This is a genomic window from Reyranella sp. (genome assembly GCF_965228225.1).
In the GTDB taxonomy this organism is placed as follows: Bacteria; Pseudomonadota; Alphaproteobacteria; order Reyranellales; family Reyranellaceae; genus Reyranella.
The window spans coordinates 4551595-4570330 of record NZ_OZ245801.1 but is presented as its reverse complement, the minus strand read 5'-3'; the positions used below and the strand labels follow the sequence as shown (position 1 = coordinate 4570330).

Genomic DNA, 18736 nt, shown 5'->3' with positions numbered 1-18736 from the left:
TATGTAGGGTCTCAGCGCCCGATCTGCACCTTGTAGCTGCGCGGGTCGCCGGGCTGGCTGCCCTTGCATTGCGCCGCGCCGTCGGCGCCGATTTCGCAGTTCACGGTGTTGCGCGCGTAGGTCTTGCCGTCGCTGCAGCGCGGATTGCTCTTTTCCTCGATCACCAGCTTGGTGCCGTCCCAGCGCGCCTCGGCGGGTGCCTCGCAGGTGGTGCCGTTCTTCTGGGTGAAGGACACCTTGCCCTTGCCCTTGTCGTCGAGCGTGTAGTTGGGACGCAGATCCTTCTCGCCGGTCGCGGTGGCGAGCCCGGTGCGCGAGCGCCAGTCGCCCTTCAGAAAGGCGAGGTCCTGCTTCTGCTTCGCCTCGGGCGGCACCACCATTGGCTTGGGCTCGTCCTTCTTCCCGTTGCCGGCATCATTCTTCGGATCGTTGGGCGCCGCGGCGCTCTTGTCCTTGTTCTGCTCGTCGGGTCCCTTGACGTCGGCGCCCTTGACGTCGGCGCCCTTGGCCGGTGGCTTGTTCGGATCCTTCGCGTCCTGCGCCGGATCGGCGGCCGCCACGCCGAGATCGGGGCCGGCGCCACGTTCGATCGGCGGCCCGCCGGCCGAACCGACGATCACACCGCCCGGTCCGATCACGCCGGCGGCGCAATCGCCGCCGCGCCGTGACAGCTCGTCGGTGAGGCGCGCCAGTTCGAGACGCAAGTCTTCATTGTCCTGCACCAGGGTCGCGGCGCGGACCTGCTGCAGCTCCGCCGGCTGGCGGACGGCAAATCCCAGTGCCCGCTCGCGCGCTTCGGCCTCGATATAGGGTTCGATGCGCGGCAGATAGGGCCGCACCAGCCAGGCCAGCAGCGCCAGGATCAGCATCAGCACCACGCCCAGCAGCAGCCACTGCCACCACACGGTCCGCGGCCCCGCGACGGCGGCAACCGCCGGCGCCGAGGCCAGCACGGCCGCGGGACGGGCGAGTCCCGGCGCCGCGGCACGCATCGAGGCCGCGCCTGCCACCGCGGGCGGCGGGCTGGCGAAAAACACGCCCGGCAGGGCGGCTTCGGCGGTGAATCCCCAGAAGGTCATCACCGGACGGCCGTCGACGACGTAGAGCGTTTCCTCGCCGGGGGCGGTGAGCGCGTGACGCAGCAGTCGCCCGAAATTGCGCTCGGCACCGGATCGTTCGGCCGCTTCCATCTGGGTCGCGAGTCCCGCGATCTCACCGTGCAGGCGCTGCACCCTGTCGAGCATCTCGCGGCGCTCGGCGTCATCGAGATCGCTGAGGCGCTTCACTTCTCCGTCGAACGGCGCATACCAGTTGATGGTGCGCCCGCTCGGCTCGGCCTCCGGCAGGGCCAGCAGGTCGGCATGCTCGCGCGAGAGACGCGCGGCGATGGCGGCGCGCAGCTGTCCCGCCGAGCGCCAGACCGGATCGCCAGCCAGGCCCAGCGCGCGAAAGCGCTGCAGCGGTTCACTGACCAGGAGCGGACCTGCGGCCATCTCAGTTCCTCACCGTCTGCTGCCCCGCGGGCAGGCGATCGCGTAGTTCCAGCGCGTGCCCCATTGTTCACCCGTTACGATCACGTCGACCGAATAATCCCCGGCGACCGGATTCCAGTCGAATCCGAAGCCGCCGCGGCCGCTGCGTGGACCGCCGGTGCCGGCGATGTTCTGGCCGCGATAGATGACCTTGATGTCATCGGGTCGCTGGAACAGCTGATAGTTCAACGCCACGAAGCCCGGCTTGTCGCCGAGATAGTGCTTGTTGCGCGTCACGCCTTCGCCGCCGGAATCGCCCGCCCAGTCACAGGGGAGCTGGCCGGGCGGCGGCCGGCTCACCGGCGGCGCGGAGGCCTGCTGCGGCGGCTGCGGCTTGGGCGCCGGCGGCGGCGGCTTCGGCGGCTCGACCTTGGCCACGGGCGGCGGGGGCGGCGGCGGCGGCTTGGGCGGTTCGATCGGCTTGCACTGTTCGAGCTTGTCCTTCAGTTCGGCCTCGAGCGAGGCCAACTCGGCCTTGAGCTTGCGTTCCTCGTCCGCCGCCGAGTCGAAGGCCGCCTTCAGCAGCGGCGTGGGGTCGGGCGGCGCTTCGGGGGCCGGGGGCGCCGGCGTCTCGAGCGTGGCCACGTTCACGGAGGGATCGACCGGCACACAGGTCCGCAGCAGCCACGAGGTCATGAGCAGCAGGAGAAGAAGGAGCAGGCCGAACAGCAGGGCCCTGACCCACGGTGCCCAGCCGACGATCTGCGTCGCCGGCAGCATCGCCCCGGCCGGTGCGCTGGCAAACACCGCCTGGGGAATGGCTGCCGGCGGAACGGTGGCCAATTGGAAGGTCTGCAGGCTCGCCGCCGCATCGGCTTCGTAGCCCCAGGCGACGATCACCGGCTGTCCGTCGACGACGAAGACGAAATCGTCCGAGGGGCGCGACGTCGACAGTTCCAGCGAGCGGCCAATCAGGCGGGCCTCTTCGCTGGTCTGGGACCCCATGAGTTGCGCCCCGAGCGACCGGATGGCGGCAAGTCGCTCCTCCGCGATGCGCAGGACCTCCGCGCGCTGGTCTTCGCTCAGGTCCGCAAGGCGCTGCACGTTCCCGCCGCGGGCGGCGTACCAGTCGATGCCGTCACCCGATTCGCGAAGCTGCGGATCGGCCAGCAGGTCGGCCGCACCGTCACCCAGGCGACGGCGGATGACGGACAGCAACTGGCCCGCGACCGCATGCAGCGGTTCGCCCCGCACGCCCAGAGGGCGCACACCCAGTCGGGTCGTCATCAACAAAGTGGGGCGTTCGCCCATGGGTGCCTGAGGTCGGACTTATGATGGCTGGCTGAACCATCATAACATCGTTCGAATCCGGCGGGTTTATGTCGGATTGAACACCGAACCGCGGTGAATCAGCCGGGACTGAGGAAGGCCGTCCCGCCGGCGGCTTCGATTCGCACGATGGGTGTCGCGAAAACGGCCGAGAGCCGGTCCGGATCGAGCGTCTGGCGCGTCGGCCCCAGATTGGTCACGCGGCCATTCTCGACGATGCCCACCCGATCGGCATAACGCGCCGCCATGTTGAGGTCGTGCAGGACCGCAAGCACGCCCAGTCCGCGGTCGGCACGTCGTCGGGCGCTGGCGAGGGCGGCGTGCTGATGGGAAAGATCGAGGCCGGTGATCGGCTCGTCCAGCAGCAGGAACGGCGCGGCCTCGGGATCGGCGTCGCATTGGGCGAGCACGCGGGCGAGCTGGACACGCTGGCGTTCGCCGCCGGACAGAACGGTGTAGGGACGGTCGGCAAAGGCGAGCGCCTCGGTTTCGGCCAGCGCCTGCTCGGCCAGCGCCCGCATCCGTCGCTCCGAGAGGGTGCCGCGAAAGGCCAGCAACCCCAGCACCGCGATCTGCAGGCCGGTGAAGTCGAAGGCGACGGCCGAATGCTGCGGCAGCACGGCACGACGGCGCGCGAGTTCCAGCTTGCTCCAATGAGGCAGCGGCCGCCCGTCGAGCAGGATCTCGCCCGACGACAGGACCCGATCGCCCGCCAGCGCGTTCAGCAAGGTGCTCTTGCCCGCGCCGTTCGGCCCGATGATCGCCACGAACTCGCCCGGCGCGACATCGAGCGAGACGTCGCACAACAGCGTTTTGGCGCGCGCCCGCACCTCGATGCCGATCGCCTTCAGGAGCTTCACAGCCCGCCCCGTGCGGCACGGCTGGCGAGAAGCCACAGGAAGAACGGGCCGCCCACCAGCGCGGTAAGCACGCCGATCGGCAGCTCGGCCGGCGATACCAGCGTGCGGGCCAGCGCATCGGCCAGCACGAGGAAGGCGCCGCCGAACAACGCCGCGGCCGGCAGCAACGTGCGATGCGAGGGGCCGAGCAACAGCCGGACGATGTGCGGCGCGATCAGGCCGACGAAGCCCACGATGCCGGAGATTGCCACGCCGGCGCCGACGGCCAGCGCCACCTGGGCCACGAGGCGCCTCTTCAGTCGCTCGACATCGACGCCGACATGGCCGGCTTCGCGCTCGCCGAGCGCCAGAGCGTCGAGCAGATGAGCAGTCGGCAGCAAGGTCGGCACGCTGACCAGGAGGATCAGCAGGGCGGGCATGATCGCGACCCAGGTGACGGAGCCGAAGCCGCCCATCGTCCAGAAAATCAATGTGCGAAGCTGCTGGTCGTCGGCCACGAAGACGAGCATGCCGATACCCGCCGAGGTGAGCGCGTTGATCGCGATGCCCGCCAGCAGCAGTGTTCCGACCAGCGTGATGCCTTCGCGCGCGGCAATGCGATAGACGACGATCGTGGCGGCGAGTCCGCCGAGGAAGGCCGCGATCGGCAGGCACCAGGGGCGCAGCTCCGGCGGCACGATGTGCATCACCCTCTCGCCCAGCACGATCGTCGATACAGCCGCGAGTGCGGCGCCGCTCGACACGCCCAGCAGGCCGGGATCGGCCAGCGGGTTGCGAAACAGGCTCTGCATCGCGGCTCCGCCGGCCGCCAGCGCGGCGCCGACCGCGAAGGCCGCGACCACACGCGGCGCACGGATCGCATAGAGGACTGCCGCCGTCGTGTCGTCGAGCGGCGCGCTCGACAGTCCGACGGCCGACAGGATCTGGTCGAAACCAACGGGGAAGGCACCGATGCAGAGGCTGGCCACCACGCTCGCCAGGGCGGCGAGCGCGAACAGCGGAATCGGGCGGCGCAAGGCGAGTGCCGTCACGGCGCGCGAGCGAGGTCTGGATGAAGCGCCATGGCCAGTTCCCGGGCCGCCTCCGGCGTGCGCGGACCGAAGCCCAGCAGGAGCAGCGTGTCGAATTCGATGATCCTGCCGGCCTTGCCGGCCGGCGTGCGATTGAGCGACGGCTGGTCGAGGATGGCCTGCGTGCCGCCCATCGCCTCGACGGTCTGGCGTGTCACCAGCACGAAGTCGGCCTTCGACGCGATGACCGACTCAGGGGTCAGCGGCCGGTAACCGGAGTAGCCATCGACCGCATTGATGCCGCCCGCCAGCTTGATGATGCCGGCTGCGGCGGTGTCGCGGCCCGCGGCCTGAGGCGCGCCGCCGGTCATCGACAGCAGGAACAGCACGCGCGGATGGTTCTTCACGGCGGCCAGCTTGTCCGCGAGCGCCTGCATCGCCGCGCGTCCCCGGGCGATCATCGCATCGGCTTCGGCGACTTTGCCTGTCACCTTGCCGATGGCGGCGATCTTGGTGATCACGCTTTCATAGTCGTAGAGGTCGGGCAGGATCATGATCTCGATGCCTGTCGCCTTGAGCTGGTCGAGCGCGCCGGCCGGTCCGGCCGCGGTCGTCGCGATGATCAAGGTCGGCTTCAGCGAGAGCACGCCCTCGGCCGACAGCGCGCGCATGTAGCCGACCTGCGGCAGCTTCCGCGCCGCCTCGGGGTACATGCTGGTCGTATCGACGCCGACCAGCAGTTTTTCCGCGCCGAGGGCATAGACGATTTCGGTGATGGAGCTGCCGACCGCCACGATGCGCGGCGGCTGCTGCGCGTTGGCCGGCAGGGCGGCGGCGGCGGCCGCGCCCAGGACCACTCCGAAGGCAGTGCGGCGCCGCATCACGAGGCCGCCTGCTTCTCGACGCGCGCGACGATGGCGCGCCAGTCCTCGAGCTCGGGATGGCCGGGCTTGCGGGCGCCGAACATCAGCAGAATGTTGCGGTTGTGGGCGTCGAAGGCTTCGATCGAGGTGACGATGCCGTCCTCGGTGGGCTTGCGCACCGAGAAGACGCGGGCGACGCCGTCTTCGCGCAGGTGCATGTTGAAGTCGGGATCGAGGACGTTGAACCAGCCGTGGGCGTCGACCAGGTGCTTCACCGGGCCGGTATGGATCTGGATGCAGCCATGGCTGCCGACGAAGACCATGATCGGCGTGCCGCCGGCGGCCGCGGCCTCGAAGGCGGCGCGCAACGCGCGCACCGGCAGTTCGCGGGCGAGATCCTCGCCGACCAGGCGCAGCGCCTGGACGCGGCCGACGCCGAACCGGCCCAGCATGCCGAAGAATTCGTGCGTGTCCTTCATCGCGAGCCAGGCCTTGCGCAGGCCCTCGACGTCGATCTCCGGATCGGGACGGTCGATCGCACCGGGTGTGCGCGGAGAGATCTTCATGTCGGCCGGCGCCATCGCGTACCGGGCGATCAGGGCGTCGAAGGCCGCGCGATCGGTCTCTTCGGTGGCGTAGATCTTGTGCACGGCGTCGCCGGCGCCGTCGAAGAACTGCAGGCTGAGCCGTTCACCCTGCCGCAGTGGCTCGCGCACGGCGAAACCGTGCTTCCACGAGCCGAGGAACAGGCGAAGGTCGATGTCCGGCCCCAGCACGATGCCATGATGGCCCTTGACGTCGACGCCCTCGAAGCGGCCATGGCGTTCGTGCACGCAATGGTCGTTGCGGGTCAGGCACATGACGCGGCCGGCCTCGGGCATGTCGCTCAGGATGCCGCGCCAGTCGGGCTTCAGCGCCGTCGCGGTCCTGCCCACACCCAGCGCGACCAGCTCGGCTTCACTGACGCCGAGGGTCGCCGCGGCGTCACGGATGCGCAACGCGGGCTTCTCGCCGCGCAGCACGTTCCAGCGGGCGGCAAGATCGGTATTCGAGGGGGAGAGCATCAGACTATCCTTTCAACGGAGATGAAATCGAACCGGGATCTCCACCCAGGCGGCGACCGGGCGGCCATCGCGCAGGGCCGGAAGGAAATGCCAACCGCGCACGGCGGTGAGCGCGGCGCGATCGAGCAGGGGAAAATTGCTGCTGCGCCACAGCACGATCTCGGCGGCGCCGCCGTCGGGTTGGAGGCGGACGCGCACCAGCACTTCGCCCTGTTGGCCGAGCTCGATCGAGCGTGGCGGATAGACGGCCGGCGTGGGCGGGATCCGGAAGCGCGGCTTGCCCTCGAACACGACGAGCGACGAGGAGGAGGCGGCCTGCTGCTGCGTGATGCTGGCATTGCCGACGTCGGGGGAGGGAGCCTTCGTGACCGCGGCCTGTGCCGTCGGACGCGGCGCCGCCGCGGGCTTGGGCAGTGGCGGCTTGGGCTTGGGCGGCGCGACGGGCTTCAGCTCGGCGGCGGTCGGCGGCGGCGGTTCATCCGGTGGGGGCAGATCCAGTTTGATCTCGGGTTCCACGGCGGCGACCTCCTGCGGCGGCGGGGGTGGCTCCGGCTCGGGCTCCGGTGTCGCCTCGGTCTGCTCGACCGGCGGCGTCGGCGGCTCGGGCTGCTGCTGCGGTTCAGGGGGGGCTTCGGGTTGGTCGGCTTCCGCCGGGGGGCCGGCGATGGGCGCCGCCAGCGAGAGCTCGACCATCAGTGCCGGCTCGTCGTCGTTGGCGCTGCTGCCGGATATGCCAGCGAGAAGAAGGGGAACGATGGCCAGCCCATGCAGTGCAAGCGACAACGCCACCGGCACGCGGGGACCGCGTGCCGGTGGCGCCGGCAGTCGCTCGGCAGAGAGGGCTGCCGGGACTACCATTTGGCCAGGAGGTTGACGCCGAAGTACCGGCCGGGCTGGGCATAGAGATCGAGCTGCGGATTGGTCGGCGTGATGCCGATCGTGTCCGGGGCGTTCCAGTACTTGGCGTTGGTGATGTTGAACGCGCCGGCATTGATCTTGAAGTGGTCGTTGAAGACGTAGCCGACGGTGGCGTCGAGATTGAAATAGGCCGGCGCCTGGAAGTAGGTCGGGCTGCTGACCTGGGTGTGAGCCGCCGCCACCGTGCCGATGAGCTGCGCCGTGATGCCCGTGTCGAAGCCGTAACGGATGCGGGCCTGGGTGGTCCACGGCGATACCGAATCCACCGGCAGGCCGGTCCTCGTGTCGGTACCCTGCGCGAAGGCCGTCCAGCCGGCCACCGCCCATTCCGGCGCGAAGCGGTATTCGCCGCGCGCCTCGATGCCCCAGATCGTCACGTTGGTGAGGTTGACGTACTGGTACTGCGTGACCGGGCCCACCATGCCGACGACGGTGGTTTCGAGGAAGTTGTTGTAGAGGTTGTAGAAGCCGGTGAGCTGCCAGCTCGATCCGTTCTCGTACTTGCCGCGGAAACCGACTTCGAAGGAGTTGGCGGTCTCGGGCTTCAGGTTGGCGTTGGGCAGGATCTGGTAGAACGACGCCGCATTGGTGAAGCCGAAGTTCGCGTTGTCGTAGGGCGGCGCCCGGAAGCCCGTCGCGTACTGGAAGTAGCCCGAATAGGTATCGTTGAAGTGATACAGCAGGCCGAGCTTGGGTGAGGCCGAAACGTAGGTGGTGGCCGAGGGCACGGCGTTGAGCGTGGCGCCCGTCGAGTTCCAGAAGTACTTATCGGGATTGGGCGTCATGTTGTAGTAGTCGAGGCGCACCGCCGGGGTGATCTTCAGGCGGCCGCCCAGCGCGCTGATCTCATCCTGCACGTAGATGCCGGCCTGCACCGTGTCGGTGTCGGGGAAGTTCTTGTTTGGATAGAGCTCGCCGCCGACGGAGTTCGTGGTGGCGCCGGTCGCGAGGGTGATCTGCGTGCGGTTGCGCGGCCGGGTCGTCGTCGTCCAGGAGAAGCTCGCGCCATAGGTGAAGAAGTTGTCGAGGCCGCCGATCTCGCGATCGGTGTGCATCTGCAGTTCGGCGCCGGTGACGTTCTGCGTGTAGTAGAACTGCGAGGTGCGGGCATTGCTCGGGACGACGCTGGTGACTCCGCCGCGCAACGTATAGGTATCGGCCTGGGTATAGACCGAGTTGAAATAGGCGAGGAAGCTCAGCCGGTCGACGAAGCCGATCGGCGCATTGTGCTCCCACTGGGCGCTGATCCGGTAGGTGTTGGTATAGTCCTGGCCCCACTCGTCGTAGATCCGGGCGAACAGGCTGGGGAAGGTGCCGACGGCGCTGAGCATGTTGGTGCTCTGTCCGCTCTGGTTGTAGGAGCCGGTCAGGCGGATCGTGTCGACCTCGGTCGGCTTGATCACCAGCTTGGCGAAGAAGTTGTTGTTGTAGAAGGTCGTGGGATTGGGACTGACCGTCGTTTGCGCCGGCTGGAATTCCTGGCCGTCGCGCCGCGTGTAGATGCCCATGAACTCGACGTTGCCCGAGCGCACCGCGCCGGTGAACGATTCGGAGAACTGCTGGTTCGCACCGCTATAGGCGGCCTTGGCGCTGGCATAGACGTCCTTGCCGTCGCGCATGTAGTCGCCGGGATCCTTGGTCGTGTAGGCCACCACGCCGCCGATCGCGTCGGACCCGTAGAGCGCCGAGGCGGGGCCGCGGATGATCTCGACCCGCTTGATGTCCTCGAGGTCGGGCTGCTCGCGCGAATAGGTGCCGGCGCCCTGGTTGCTGTCGGGGAAATCGGGCGTGCGCATGCCGTCGACCATCAGCAGCACGCGATTGCCGCCGATGCCGCGGATCACGAAGTTCTGGAACCCGGCACGACCCGGATTGTTGCCGACGGTGACGCCGGGCTCGTTGCGAACGAGATCGCGGACGTCCTGCATGTTCTCGCGATCGATGTTCTCGGTCGTGATGACGGAGACGGTGGCCGGCACGTCGTCCAGCGGCCGCCGGCTGCGCATGGCCGCCGTCGTCACGGCGTCGAGTTGCGTGGGCACGGCCTGCGTGGCGGGCGGGGCCTGGGTCGGATCCGTGACGGGTGGCGTGGCCGGCGTCTGTGCCCATGCGGGCGTGGCAAGAGGTGCGCAGAGGGCCGTGGTGGCCATCAGCGTATAGACGATGCGCAGCTTCATTTGAGCCAGGTCCCCAGGAAAAAAAGGACGCCTGGCTCGCGGGACCCTCGCGGGCCCGGCTGGCTGGGCAGTTTGACCGAGGAGGGATGGCCCCTCGGGGTCTTGGAATTACTTCGTCAGAATGAGTTTGTTCGAGGCGGTGAGGCGCAGCCGGTAGAGTTCGACTCCGTGACGGATCATGAGTTCGCGTCGTCCCTGGAGAAGCGCCGCGCTCTCAATGGCGGGAAGGGTCACTTCCAGCCTGTCGCTCTGCGCATCCGACGCCCGAAGGGGACGCGTCATCTCGTTCATGTCGGCTCTCGCTTCCGCTTTAATCTTGCGAACGACTCTTAATTGCATAGACTGGTGGGGCAGTCAAGATCGTTCAACCCTGGTGAGGCCATGGAAATCGTTCAGGAACAGAGGCTTGAGACCGCGCGCCGTGACCTCAGGAAGGGGTGCGGAAGGCCCGGTTGTGCCTGCGCCCTGCCGCTGAGTGAGCGCTTCGTGCTGTGGGCCCTGCGTCAGTGGCAGCAGGACCGCGCGTTGCCGCGCGAGGGTTCGACTCTCCATCGCGGCTTCAAGGTTGCGGGCGTCCTCGAGGCGCTGCCGGACTTCGCGATCGCCATGGACGCGTTCCTGTTCGGCACTCGGCGCGCCATGGAAATTCACGTACCGGCCTGTTCGAGCGTGAGCCACGACGAAGCGGTGCTGGTCGCACTTTGCGGGCTGGCCCAGGCCGATCACGATGGCCCGCTCCTGGCATCGCTCGACATCATGATGGCGCCCACCGCGTCCCGCGTGGCCGCCATTCGCCTGAAAGCCTTTGCCGTCGCGCTTGCCGCTGCGGGCCTCCGCATCGCTCCGCCCGCCGGCGCCGCCGCCGGTCGCCTCAATTGAAAGCCGCCGCCATGACCGCCCCGATGCCCGATCGTCTCTCCGACCTGCAGCATGCCATGCGCGTGATCGCCGACGCCGTCGAGGGCCTGCCCGTGGAGTGTCGCGACCTCGCCGGCAACGCGTTGCTCAACGTTGCCGCCGAGGCGGTGGCCCAGGATGTCGGCTGCACCGAAGCAGGCCGCATCTTCGCCCGGCTGGGAGATCTCCTCTCGCGCGGCCATCAGCCGCCGGCGCGGGACGCGGTCTCGCTGTCGGGCTTCGATGCATGACGGTCGATTTCGCTCGTACGATACCGATCCTCGCCTCCCTCGACATCGCCGAGACCAGCGCCTTCTATGTCGACTGGCTGGGCTTCGCGGTCGGCTATCGCGACGGCAGCTATCTGATCGTCAAACGCGACGACATGGAACTGCATTTCTGGAAGAGTGACGATCGGCGGTTTCCCGAGAACACGTCCAGCTATATCCGCGGCGGCCAGGTCGCCGCGCTCCACGAGGAGTACACGGCGCGCGGCGTGCCCAACCTGTCCCCCTTCCTGGTGCGGCCGTGGAACATGAAGGAATTCTACATCCATGACCCGCACGGCAACCTGCTGAAGTTCGGTTGCGGCGAATGGTGAAGGGCTGGAGGTCTTGTAGGGATGCTCGCTTCGATTCCATCTCGTCCAGGCGGGCTCTGTCAGGCTGCTGAAAAAGCCGGATCCTGGCAAATAAACGAAACAAACGAAATAAACGAATCAGTCGAAGCGAGAGTCGTACCCTTGAAACCGGTATCCTGGTACCGCGTACGGGTCGATGTTGCCCGCCGGTGCCTGCAAAAACCTGTTCCATCAGCCTGTTAGAGTCTTTCCGTTTTACATTCACCCACCACCTCATCCTGAGGAGCCGTGCACAGCACGGCGTCTCGAAGGATGGGCAACCGATGGGGTGCGCGTGCCCACCCTTCGAGACGCTCACTGCGTTCGCTCCTCAGGGTGAGGTCAGTGTTGAGATGCTCGGCTCGATTCTATCTCGTCCGGAAACGCTCTAGATCTCTATTCGGCTGCCCAGTTCGACGACACGGTTGGTCGGAAGGCCGAAGAAGTCGCCGGCGCTGGCGGCAACGCGCGACAGAGCGAGGAAGAGTTTCTCCTGCCAGCGCGGCAGCAGCGGCGTGCTCGCCTCCATGTAGGTATTGCGGCCGATGAAGTAGGACGTGCGCATCGGATCGAACGGTATGCCCTTGTCCTCGAGCAGGGTGAGGCCGCTCGGCACATCGGGCTGCTCCATGAAACCATAGTGCAGCACGACCCGGTGGACGCCCTTGCCGAGATGCGTGACCTGGCTTCGGCCTTCCGCGGACACGAAGGGTATGTCCGCGACCTCGATGCTGAGCAGCACGACATGCTCGTGCAGCACCTCGTTGTGCTTCAGATTGTGCATCAGCGACCGCGGCGCGTTGGTGGAGGTGGCGGTCAGGTAGACGGCCGTGCCCTGTGGCCGGTGAACGCGGGCCGGATTGATGCTTTCGAGCAGCGTTTCCAGAGGGAGTGCCTCCGCTTGCTCGTGCCTGGCCACGGCCGCCCGGCCGGTCCGCCAGGTCCACATGCAGAGGAAGATCACCGCGGCGATCGCCAGGGGCACCCAGCCGCCGTCGAGGAACTTCAGCATGTTGGACGAGAGCAGGGCCAGGTCGAGGGCCATGAAGCTGCAGAAGACGAGGATGCTGAGCGGCCAGCCCCAGTTCCAGCAGCGCACGGCCAGCACGAACACCAGCGTACTGGTGATCAGCATCGTGCCGGTGACGGCGATGCCGTAGGCCGAGGCGAGATTGGTCGACGACTTGAAGGCCATGATCAGGATGACGACGCCCAGCATCTGCAGCCAGTTGACCACCGGCAGATAGACCTGCCCGAACTCGCTGGCGGAAGTGTGCCGGATGTGGACCCTCGGGCTGAGGCCGAGCAGCGCGGCCTGCTTGGCCATCGAGAAGGCGCCCGAAATCGTCGCCTGTGAGGCGATCACCGTGGCGGCGGTGGCCAGGCCGACCAGCGGATAGAGCGCCCAGTCGGGGGCGAGCTTGAAGAACGGATTGGCGAGCGCGCTCGGGTCGTTCAGGATCAGGGCGCCCTGTCCATAGTAGTTGAGCAGCAGCGCCGGCAGCACGAGGCCCAGCCAGGCGAGGCGGATGGGCCGGGCGCCGAAATGGCCCATGTCGGCATACAGCGCCTCGGCACCGGTGATGGCGAGCGTGATCGCCCCCAGGGCGACGAAAGCGACGAACTTCTCGCGCAGGGCGAAGCCCACCGCATGATGCGGCGACAGCGCCGCCAGCACTTCCGGGCGTTGCACGATCTGGTGCGCGCCGAGCACGGCCAGCACGATGAACCAGATGAGTGTGATCGGCCCGAACCATTTGCCGATGCCGCTGGTGCCGAAATGCTGGACCGAGAACAACGCGACGATGACGCCAATTGCAATCGGTATCACCATCGGCTGGAAGGCCGGGGTGGCGACGGTCAGGCCCTCGACGGCGCTCAGAACCGAAATGGCGGGCGTCAGCAGGCAGTCGCCATAGAACAGCGCCGCACCCGCGACGCCCAACATCAGATAGAGGCGGCGGCGCCACTCCGACGAGATGTTCGCCTGGCTGGAGACCAGCGCCATCAGCGCCAGTACGCCTCCCTCGCCCTTGTTGTCGGCGCGCATGACGACGGCCACGTATTTCAGCGTGACGACGACGATCAGCGCCCAGGTGATGAGCGAGAGCATGCCCAGCACGTTGTCGTGCGTGGGCTGGATGCCCGTATATTCGCTGAAGCACTCCTTGACCGTGTAGAGCGGGCTGGTGCCGATGTCGCCGAAGACGACTCCGAGAGCTGCGAGGGTCAGCGCCGCCCGGCGCCGCCGGCCGGCGGGTTCAACTACTGTGCCGCTGGCGGCCATCGTTCGGTCAACTCTCCCCTTGGACAATTGATCCTAACCGCGAATTCCGGGACGCTGCAGTCCAGAATTCGTAACAAAGGAGGAAACGATGGCGCAGAGCGACAATTACAGGAAGGGCACGGAGATGCGTGCCGAGTTGATGGGGGAGAAATTTGCCGCCGACATGAACAAGTCGGTCTATGACGACCCCATGATGCAGAAGTTCGGCGACTACGCCCGCGAAGCGGTCTTCGGCATGCTGTGGTCGCGCCCCGGCCTCGACCTCAAGACCAAGACCCTGATCTGCGTCATTTCCGACACCGCCCAGGCGCGCTGGCCGGAACTCGCCATCCATCTTCGCATGGCCCGCCGGCAGGGCTGGACGGAGGATGAATTGTCCGAGGCGCTGATGCATCTTTGCGGCTATATCGGCCTGCCGTCGGTGCGCGAGGCCATGCTCACCGCCAAGGAAGTGTTCGAGGAACTGCGCAAGGAAGGTTGAGGCCGACGATGCTGATGACGGTGAGCGACCTGCCGCTCGAGAGGATTGCGCGCGGCAAGGTGCGCGATGTCTATGCGGTGGATTCAGACCGGCTGCTGCTGGTCGCGACCGACCGGGTGAGCGCCTACGACGTAGTGATGGCCGAGCCCATCCCGCAGAAGGGCGCCGTGCTGACCCAGGTCAGCGCCTGGTGGTTCCGCCAGCTGGGCGACCTCGTCGATCATCACATGATCTCGGCCGACGCCGATGCAATCGTCGCCGCGGTGCCCGCCCTGAAGGACCATCGCGCCGAGATCGCCGGCCGCGCCATGCTGTGCCGGCGCGGCACGGTATTCCCGATCGAATGCGTGGTCCGCGGCTACATCACCGGCTCGGCCTGGCGCGAATACGCCAAGGCGGGCACCCTTGCCGGCGAGTCGCTGCCCACGGGCCTGAAAGAGAGCGGCCGCCTCGATCCGCCGATCTTCAGCCCGGCAACCAAGGCCGAGAGCGGCCACGACGAAAACATCACCATTGCCGAGATGCAGAAGGCGCTGGGCGTCGAGGTCACCGGCGAGCTCGAACGACTGACCCGCCTCGTCTACACCCGCGGTCGCGACGTTGCGCTGAAACAGGGAATCATCATCGCCGACACGAAGTTCGAGTTCGGACGCACCGCCGATGGCAAGATCCTGCTGATCGACGAAGTGATGACGCCGGATTCCTCGCGCTTCTGGCCGCTCGACGGCTACGCCGAGGGGCGGCCGCAGCCCAGCTTCGACAAGCAACCGCTGCGCGACTGGCTCGATGTGGAGCGCCATGCCGGCCGCTGGAACGGCGAGGCGCCGGCGCCCAACCTGCCGCCGGAGGTCGTCGAGGCGACCAGCAAGCGGTACCTGGAGGCCTATCGGCGGCTGACCGGCGCTGAACTCACGGTGTCGTAAGAAGGCCCATCTCCTCCCCCGACTTGCGGGAGAGGAGATGGGAGTGGTTGATCCAGCGTTACTGCGCGCTACGCGCCACGCGCGCGCTGCGCAGCACGAGGCGCTCGCGCACCCACAGGAGGAGCGCGGCGAACGGCAGCCAGCCGATCCAGCGGATGCCTTCCATCAGGTACTCGCCCTGGGTGGTGGCCATCAGGTAGTCGGCCTGGACCTTCCAGACGGTCCCGGCGACTTCGAAGCCCAGCATCCAGATCAGGATCGCCGGCAGAAGCAGGGTCAGCGGCTTCATCCGGTCGCTGAGGCGCTCATTGTACCAGGGCGCCAGCGCGATCGAGAAAGCCAGCACGGCCAGGATCAGCTTGGCGGCCGGATGGGCCTCGAACCACGACAGCAGCATCGGCTCGCGGGTGATCATGCCGTAGGCGGTCCAGCACAGCACCGCGCCGCCCACCAGGATGACCGACGGATAGCGGTCGACCAGCTTGATGACGAGCTGGCTGCCCCAGACGATGATCGGCACGCTGATCGCGAGGCCCAGCAGGATCAGCAGGATCGAGCCGTGCGAGGCGCCGCCGATGGCCAGCACGTTGTCGATGCCCATCACCGCATCGGCGATGACGATCGTGCGCACCGCCGCGGCGAAACTGGCTGCGGGTGCTTTGACGAGGTGGTTCTCCTCGGCATTCTCCTGGGGGGTCAGCAGCTTGCGTGCGATCCAGACCAGCGCAAGGCCGCCGGCCAGCATGAAGCCCGGCACGGCCAGGATGTAGACGACGAGGACGGCCATAAGGGCGCGGATGGCGATGGCGCCGAAGGTGCCCCAGAAGATGACTTTGTTCTGGCTTTCCTTGGGAAGATTGCGGGCGACCAGGCCGATGATGAGGGCGTTGTCGCCCGCCAGAACGAGGTCGATCAGGATGATGGCAAGAAGCGCGGAAAAGAATGCGCCCGAAAACAGTTCGAGTTCCATGAAAGTCTCCAACAACAAGTGAAAGTGTGCCGACGCCGCGCTCTTCCGGTGGAAGGGCGGTCGACGGCGTCTTCAGCCAGTCGTCAGAGCTTTATCGGCACCTTCTCGACGGCGCCGGACTCGGCGGAATCGAGCGGCCGGAAGAAGGCGCCGGCCACGATACGCAGGACCATGATCCCCGCAGCCATCACCCCGCCTGCCAGGAGGAGTTCGAGCAGATGCCAGTGGCGCATCGCCAGCACCGAGAATTCGCCTCCGAGGTCGAAGAAGGCGAACTCCAGCCCTGCCTCGCCCAACCAGGTCGGATCGACCGCATCGCCGAAAGAGGACAGGATCATGCAGATCACGAGACTCGCAACGAACAGTTCGCCACTCGGAGACACGGTCCGGACGGCGTTTGCGGCGCGGTGCGATCGATGGATCAGGCGCATGGTCCGGTCAATTTCCGGCGGGGCCGCCCGCGGATCAAGCGCAAAGCGACATGACCGTCCCGAAATGTCGCAGAAAGTCAGATCTGCACGCGTCGCAGTCGGAGTGCATTTCCGATGACGCTGACCGAACTCAAGGCCATGGCGGCGGCGGCGAAGATCGGGCTGAGGGTAATTCCGAGCAGCGGATAGAGTATGCCCGCCGCAACCGGTACGCCGGCGGCATTGTAGACGAAGGCGAAGAACAGGTTCTGCCGGATGTTGGCCATCGTGGCCTGCGAGAGGTGGATGGCGCGGGCGATGCCCAGCAGGTCCCCTTTCACCAGGGTGATGCCGGCACTCTCGATGGCGATGTCGGTGCCGGTGCCCATGGCGATGCCGACATCGGCGGCGGCCAGGGCGGGCGCGTCGTTGATGCCGTCTCCGGCCATGGCGACCACGCGGCCCTCCGCCTTGAGGCGCTGGACGATCCGCGCCTTGTCCTCCGGCAGCACCTCGGCCTCGACGGCATCGATCCCCAGCCGGGCGGCGACCGAGGCGGCCGTGCGCCGGTTGTCGCCGGTCAGCATCACGATGTGCAGGCCGGCCTCATGCAGACGCTTCAGCGCCTCCGGGCTCGTTTCCTTGATGGGGTCGCTCACCGAGAGCAGACCCTCTACCTTGCCGTCGACCGCCAGCAGCACGACCGTGGCGCCGTCCTGGCGCAGGGCATCGGCCTTCGCGTCGGGCCCGGCGACATCGACCCCGGATTCACGCAGGAAGCTGGCGTTGCCGAGCAGCAGGCTGCGGCCCTCGACCCGACCCGACACGCCCTTGCCGGCAGGAGACGCGAAACCTTCGACGTCGGCCATCGCCACGCCGCGCGCCTTTGCGCCGGCCAGGATCGCTGTGGCGATGGGATGTTCGCTGCCGCGCTCGAGGCTGGCGGCCAACCGCAGGATCTCGTCTTGCGACCGAGCGCCGAGCGGCTCCACCGTCGCCAGGGTCGGTTTGCCCATCGTCAGCGTGCCGGTCTTGTCGACCACGAGCGTGTCGACCTTCTCCAGCCGCTCCAGCGCCTCGGCGTTGCGAATCAGGATGCCGGCGGCGGCGCCGCGGCCGACACCCACCATGATCGACATCGGCGTGGCGAGCCCGAGCGCGCAGGGGCAGGCGATGATCAGGACGGAGACTGCCGCGACCAGCGCATAGGAGAAAGCGGGCGAGGGGCCCCAGATCGACCAGGCGACGAAGGCGATCACCGACACCGCGATCACCGTCGGCACGAACCAGCCCGCAACGATGTCGGCCAGGCGTTGGATCGGTGCGCGGCTGCGCTGTGCCTCGGCCACCATCTTGACGATGCGCGACAGCATCGTGTCGCTGCCGACCAGCTCGGCCTTCATGACGAAGGTGCCGCTGGCGTTCACCGTGCCGCCGATCACCCGGGCGCCGACCGACTTCGAGACGGGCATGGGTTCGCCGGTGATGCTCGACTCGTCGACCGAGCCTGCGCCCTCAATGATGGATCCGTCGACCGGTACCTTTTCGCCGGGCCGCACGCGCAGCCGGTCGCCGACCGCGATCCGGTCGATCGCCACCTCGACGTCGTTGCCGGATCCATCGATCCGCAATGCCGTACGGGGCGCCAGTCCCAGCAGGGCCTTGATGGCGCCGCCGGTCGCGTCGCGCGCGCGCAGCTCGAGCACCTGTCCGACCAGCACCAGCACGACGATCACGGCGGCCGGCTCGAAATAGACCGGCACCGTTCCGTCAGCGGCGCGCACACCCATGGGGAACAGGCCGGGCGCCAGGGTCGCCACGACGCTGTAGGCCCAGGCGACGCCGGTGCCGAGCGCGATCAGCGTGAACATGTTGAGATGGCCGGTCCGCACCGACTGCCAGCCGCGCACGAAGAACGGCCAGCCGGCCCACAGGACGACCGGCGTCGCGAGCGCCAGCATCAGCCACGGCATGAGGCCGTGCGGCAGCAGCCCGTGCAGGCCGAACAGATGGCCGCCCATGTCGAGCGCCACCAGAGGCACGGCGAGAGCGCCGCCGATCCACAGGCGCCGCTGCATATCCAGGAGCTCTTCGTTCGGTCCGTCGTCGAGCGTGATTTCCGCTGGCTCCAGCGCCATGCCGCAGATCGGGCAGCTTCCGGGGCCGACCTGCCGGATCTCGGGATGCATCGGGCAGGTGAAGATCGTGCCGGGCGCGACCGGCGGCTCGGGCGCGTCCTCGGGCTTCAGGTAGCGCCCTGGCTCGGCGGTGAACTTCTGCAGGCACTTGGGGTTGCAGAAGTAATAGGTCTGCCCTTCGTGCACGGTCGTGTTCTTCGCGCCCTCGATCTTCACCTTCATCCCGCAGACGGGATCGATGGCGATGGCGGAATCCTGGACAGGCGCGGGAGGTGCCCCATGGGAGGCGTGGCAGCAGGCGTGGGTCATGCTTGCCAT

The 18736-nt window shown here is 67.5% G+C and carries 18 protein-coding genes; 5 read left to right on the top strand and 13 right to left on the bottom strand.

The annotated features are described in order from the left end of the window. Nucleotides 1-11: 11 nt before the first annotated feature. The 9 genes from ACO07K_RS22240 to hemP form a co-directional block, all read right to left on the bottom strand. Nucleotides 12-1493 (bottom strand): hypothetical protein, encoded by a 1482-nt coding sequence (locus tag ACO07K_RS22240; RefSeq protein ID WP_422031729.1) that lies wholly within the window; start codon nucleotides 1491-1493, stop codon nucleotides 12-14. Between the two features lie 9 nt (nucleotides 1494-1502). Next, complete coding sequence (locus ACO07K_RS22235; protein WP_422031727.1) at nucleotides 1503-2783, bottom strand: hypothetical protein; 1281 nt, start codon at nucleotides 2781-2783, stop codon at nucleotides 1503-1505. 98 nt (nucleotides 2784-2881) lie between these two features. Further along, entirely contained in the window at nucleotides 2882-3661 is a 780-nt protein-coding gene (locus ACO07K_RS22230) for a heme ABC transporter ATP-binding protein (RefSeq protein ID WP_422031725.1), read from the bottom strand. After that, the gene (locus ACO07K_RS22225) at nucleotides 3658-4692 is read right to left on the bottom strand and encodes a FecCD family ABC transporter permease (RefSeq protein WP_422031723.1); all 1035 of its coding nucleotides are present in this window, start codon (nucleotides 4690-4692) and stop codon (nucleotides 3658-3660) included. The genes ACO07K_RS22230 and ACO07K_RS22225 overlap by 4 nt, the downstream gene beginning before the upstream one ends. Then, nucleotides 4689-5552: a heme/hemin ABC transporter substrate-binding protein gene (locus tag ACO07K_RS22220; protein ID WP_422031721.1), complete on the bottom strand. Its 864-nt coding sequence runs from the start codon at nucleotides 5550-5552 to the stop codon at nucleotides 4689-4691. Before ACO07K_RS22220 ends, ACO07K_RS22225 begins: the two co-directional genes overlap by 4 nt. After that, complete coding sequence (locus tag ACO07K_RS22215; protein WP_422031719.1) at nucleotides 5552-6598, bottom strand: hemin-degrading factor; 1047 nt, start codon at nucleotides 6596-6598, stop codon at nucleotides 5552-5554. The genes ACO07K_RS22220 and ACO07K_RS22215 overlap by 1 nt, the downstream gene beginning before the upstream one ends. A 12-nt stretch (nucleotides 6599-6610) precedes the next feature. Then, the gene (locus ACO07K_RS22210) at nucleotides 6611-7387 is read right to left on the bottom strand and encodes an energy transducer TonB (protein WP_422031717.1); all 777 of its coding nucleotides are present in this window, start codon (nucleotides 7385-7387) and stop codon (nucleotides 6611-6613) included. A gap of 62 nt (nucleotides 7388-7449) precedes the next feature. Further along, complete coding sequence (locus ACO07K_RS22205; RefSeq protein ID WP_422031715.1) at nucleotides 7450-9693, bottom strand: TonB-dependent hemoglobin/transferrin/lactoferrin family receptor; 2244 nt, start codon at nucleotides 9691-9693, stop codon at nucleotides 7450-7452. A 108-nt stretch (nucleotides 9694-9801) separates the two neighbouring features. Next, nucleotides 9802-9984: a hemin uptake protein HemP gene (hemP, locus tag ACO07K_RS22200; protein WP_422018026.1), complete on the bottom strand. Its 183-nt coding sequence runs from the start codon at nucleotides 9982-9984 to the stop codon at nucleotides 9802-9804. Nucleotides 9985-10074: 90 nt separating this feature from the next. On the opposite strand from hemP, the gene ACO07K_RS22195 reads away from it, so the two are divergent. Genes ACO07K_RS22195 through ACO07K_RS22185 form a run of 3 tightly spaced genes read left to right on the top strand, consistent with a single transcriptional unit; the run spans nucleotide 10075 to nucleotide 11191 of the window. Beyond that, nucleotides 10075-10572 (top strand): hypothetical protein, encoded by a 498-nt coding sequence (locus tag ACO07K_RS22195; protein ID WP_422031713.1) that lies wholly within the window; start codon nucleotides 10075-10077, stop codon nucleotides 10570-10572. 11 nt (nucleotides 10573-10583) lie between these two features. Beyond that, entirely contained in the window at nucleotides 10584-10841 is a 258-nt protein-coding gene (locus tag ACO07K_RS22190; protein ID WP_422031711.1) for a hypothetical protein, read from the top strand. Further along, nucleotides 10838-11191, top strand: a complete 354-nt coding sequence (locus ACO07K_RS22185) for a bleomycin resistance protein (protein WP_422031709.1) — start codon at nucleotides 10838-10840, stop codon at nucleotides 11189-11191. The genes ACO07K_RS22190 and ACO07K_RS22185 overlap by 4 nt, the downstream gene beginning before the upstream one ends. A gap of 406 nt (nucleotides 11192-11597) precedes the next feature. Here the strand turns inward: ACO07K_RS22185 and ACO07K_RS22180 are convergent, their stop codons facing one another. Further along, nucleotides 11598-13496: a potassium transporter Kup gene (locus ACO07K_RS22180; protein WP_422031707.1), complete on the bottom strand. Its 1899-nt coding sequence runs from the start codon at nucleotides 13494-13496 to the stop codon at nucleotides 11598-11600. Between the two features lie 88 nt (nucleotides 13497-13584). Between ACO07K_RS22180 and ACO07K_RS22175 the strand changes: the two genes are divergently transcribed. Both ACO07K_RS22175 and ACO07K_RS22170 read left to right on the top strand, forming a co-directional pair. Beyond that, nucleotides 13585-13977: a carboxymuconolactone decarboxylase family protein gene (locus tag ACO07K_RS22175; protein WP_422031705.1), complete on the top strand. Its 393-nt coding sequence runs from the start codon at nucleotides 13585-13587 to the stop codon at nucleotides 13975-13977. An 8-nt stretch (nucleotides 13978-13985) separates the two neighbouring features. Beyond that, on the top strand, nucleotides 13986-14900 hold the full coding sequence (locus ACO07K_RS22170; RefSeq protein WP_422031703.1) for a phosphoribosylaminoimidazolesuccinocarboxamide synthase: 915 nt from the start codon (nucleotides 13986-13988) through the stop codon (nucleotides 14898-14900). A gap of 58 nt (nucleotides 14901-14958) precedes the next feature. Here the strand turns inward: ACO07K_RS22170 and ACO07K_RS22165 are convergent, their stop codons facing one another. From ACO07K_RS22165 to ACO07K_RS22155, 3 genes are all read right to left on the bottom strand, one after another. Further along, a complete protein-coding gene (locus ACO07K_RS22165) occupies nucleotides 14959-15870 on the bottom strand; it encodes a TerC family protein (RefSeq protein WP_422031701.1) in 912 nt (303 codons plus the stop codon). Nucleotides 15871-15953: 83 nt separating this feature from the next. Next, entirely contained in the window at nucleotides 15954-16208 is a 255-nt protein-coding gene (locus ACO07K_RS22160; protein WP_422031699.1) for a hypothetical protein, read from the bottom strand. A gap of 170 nt (nucleotides 16209-16378) precedes the next feature. Then, entirely contained in the window at nucleotides 16379-18736 is a 2358-nt protein-coding gene (locus tag ACO07K_RS22155; protein ID WP_422031697.1) for a heavy metal translocating P-type ATPase, read from the bottom strand.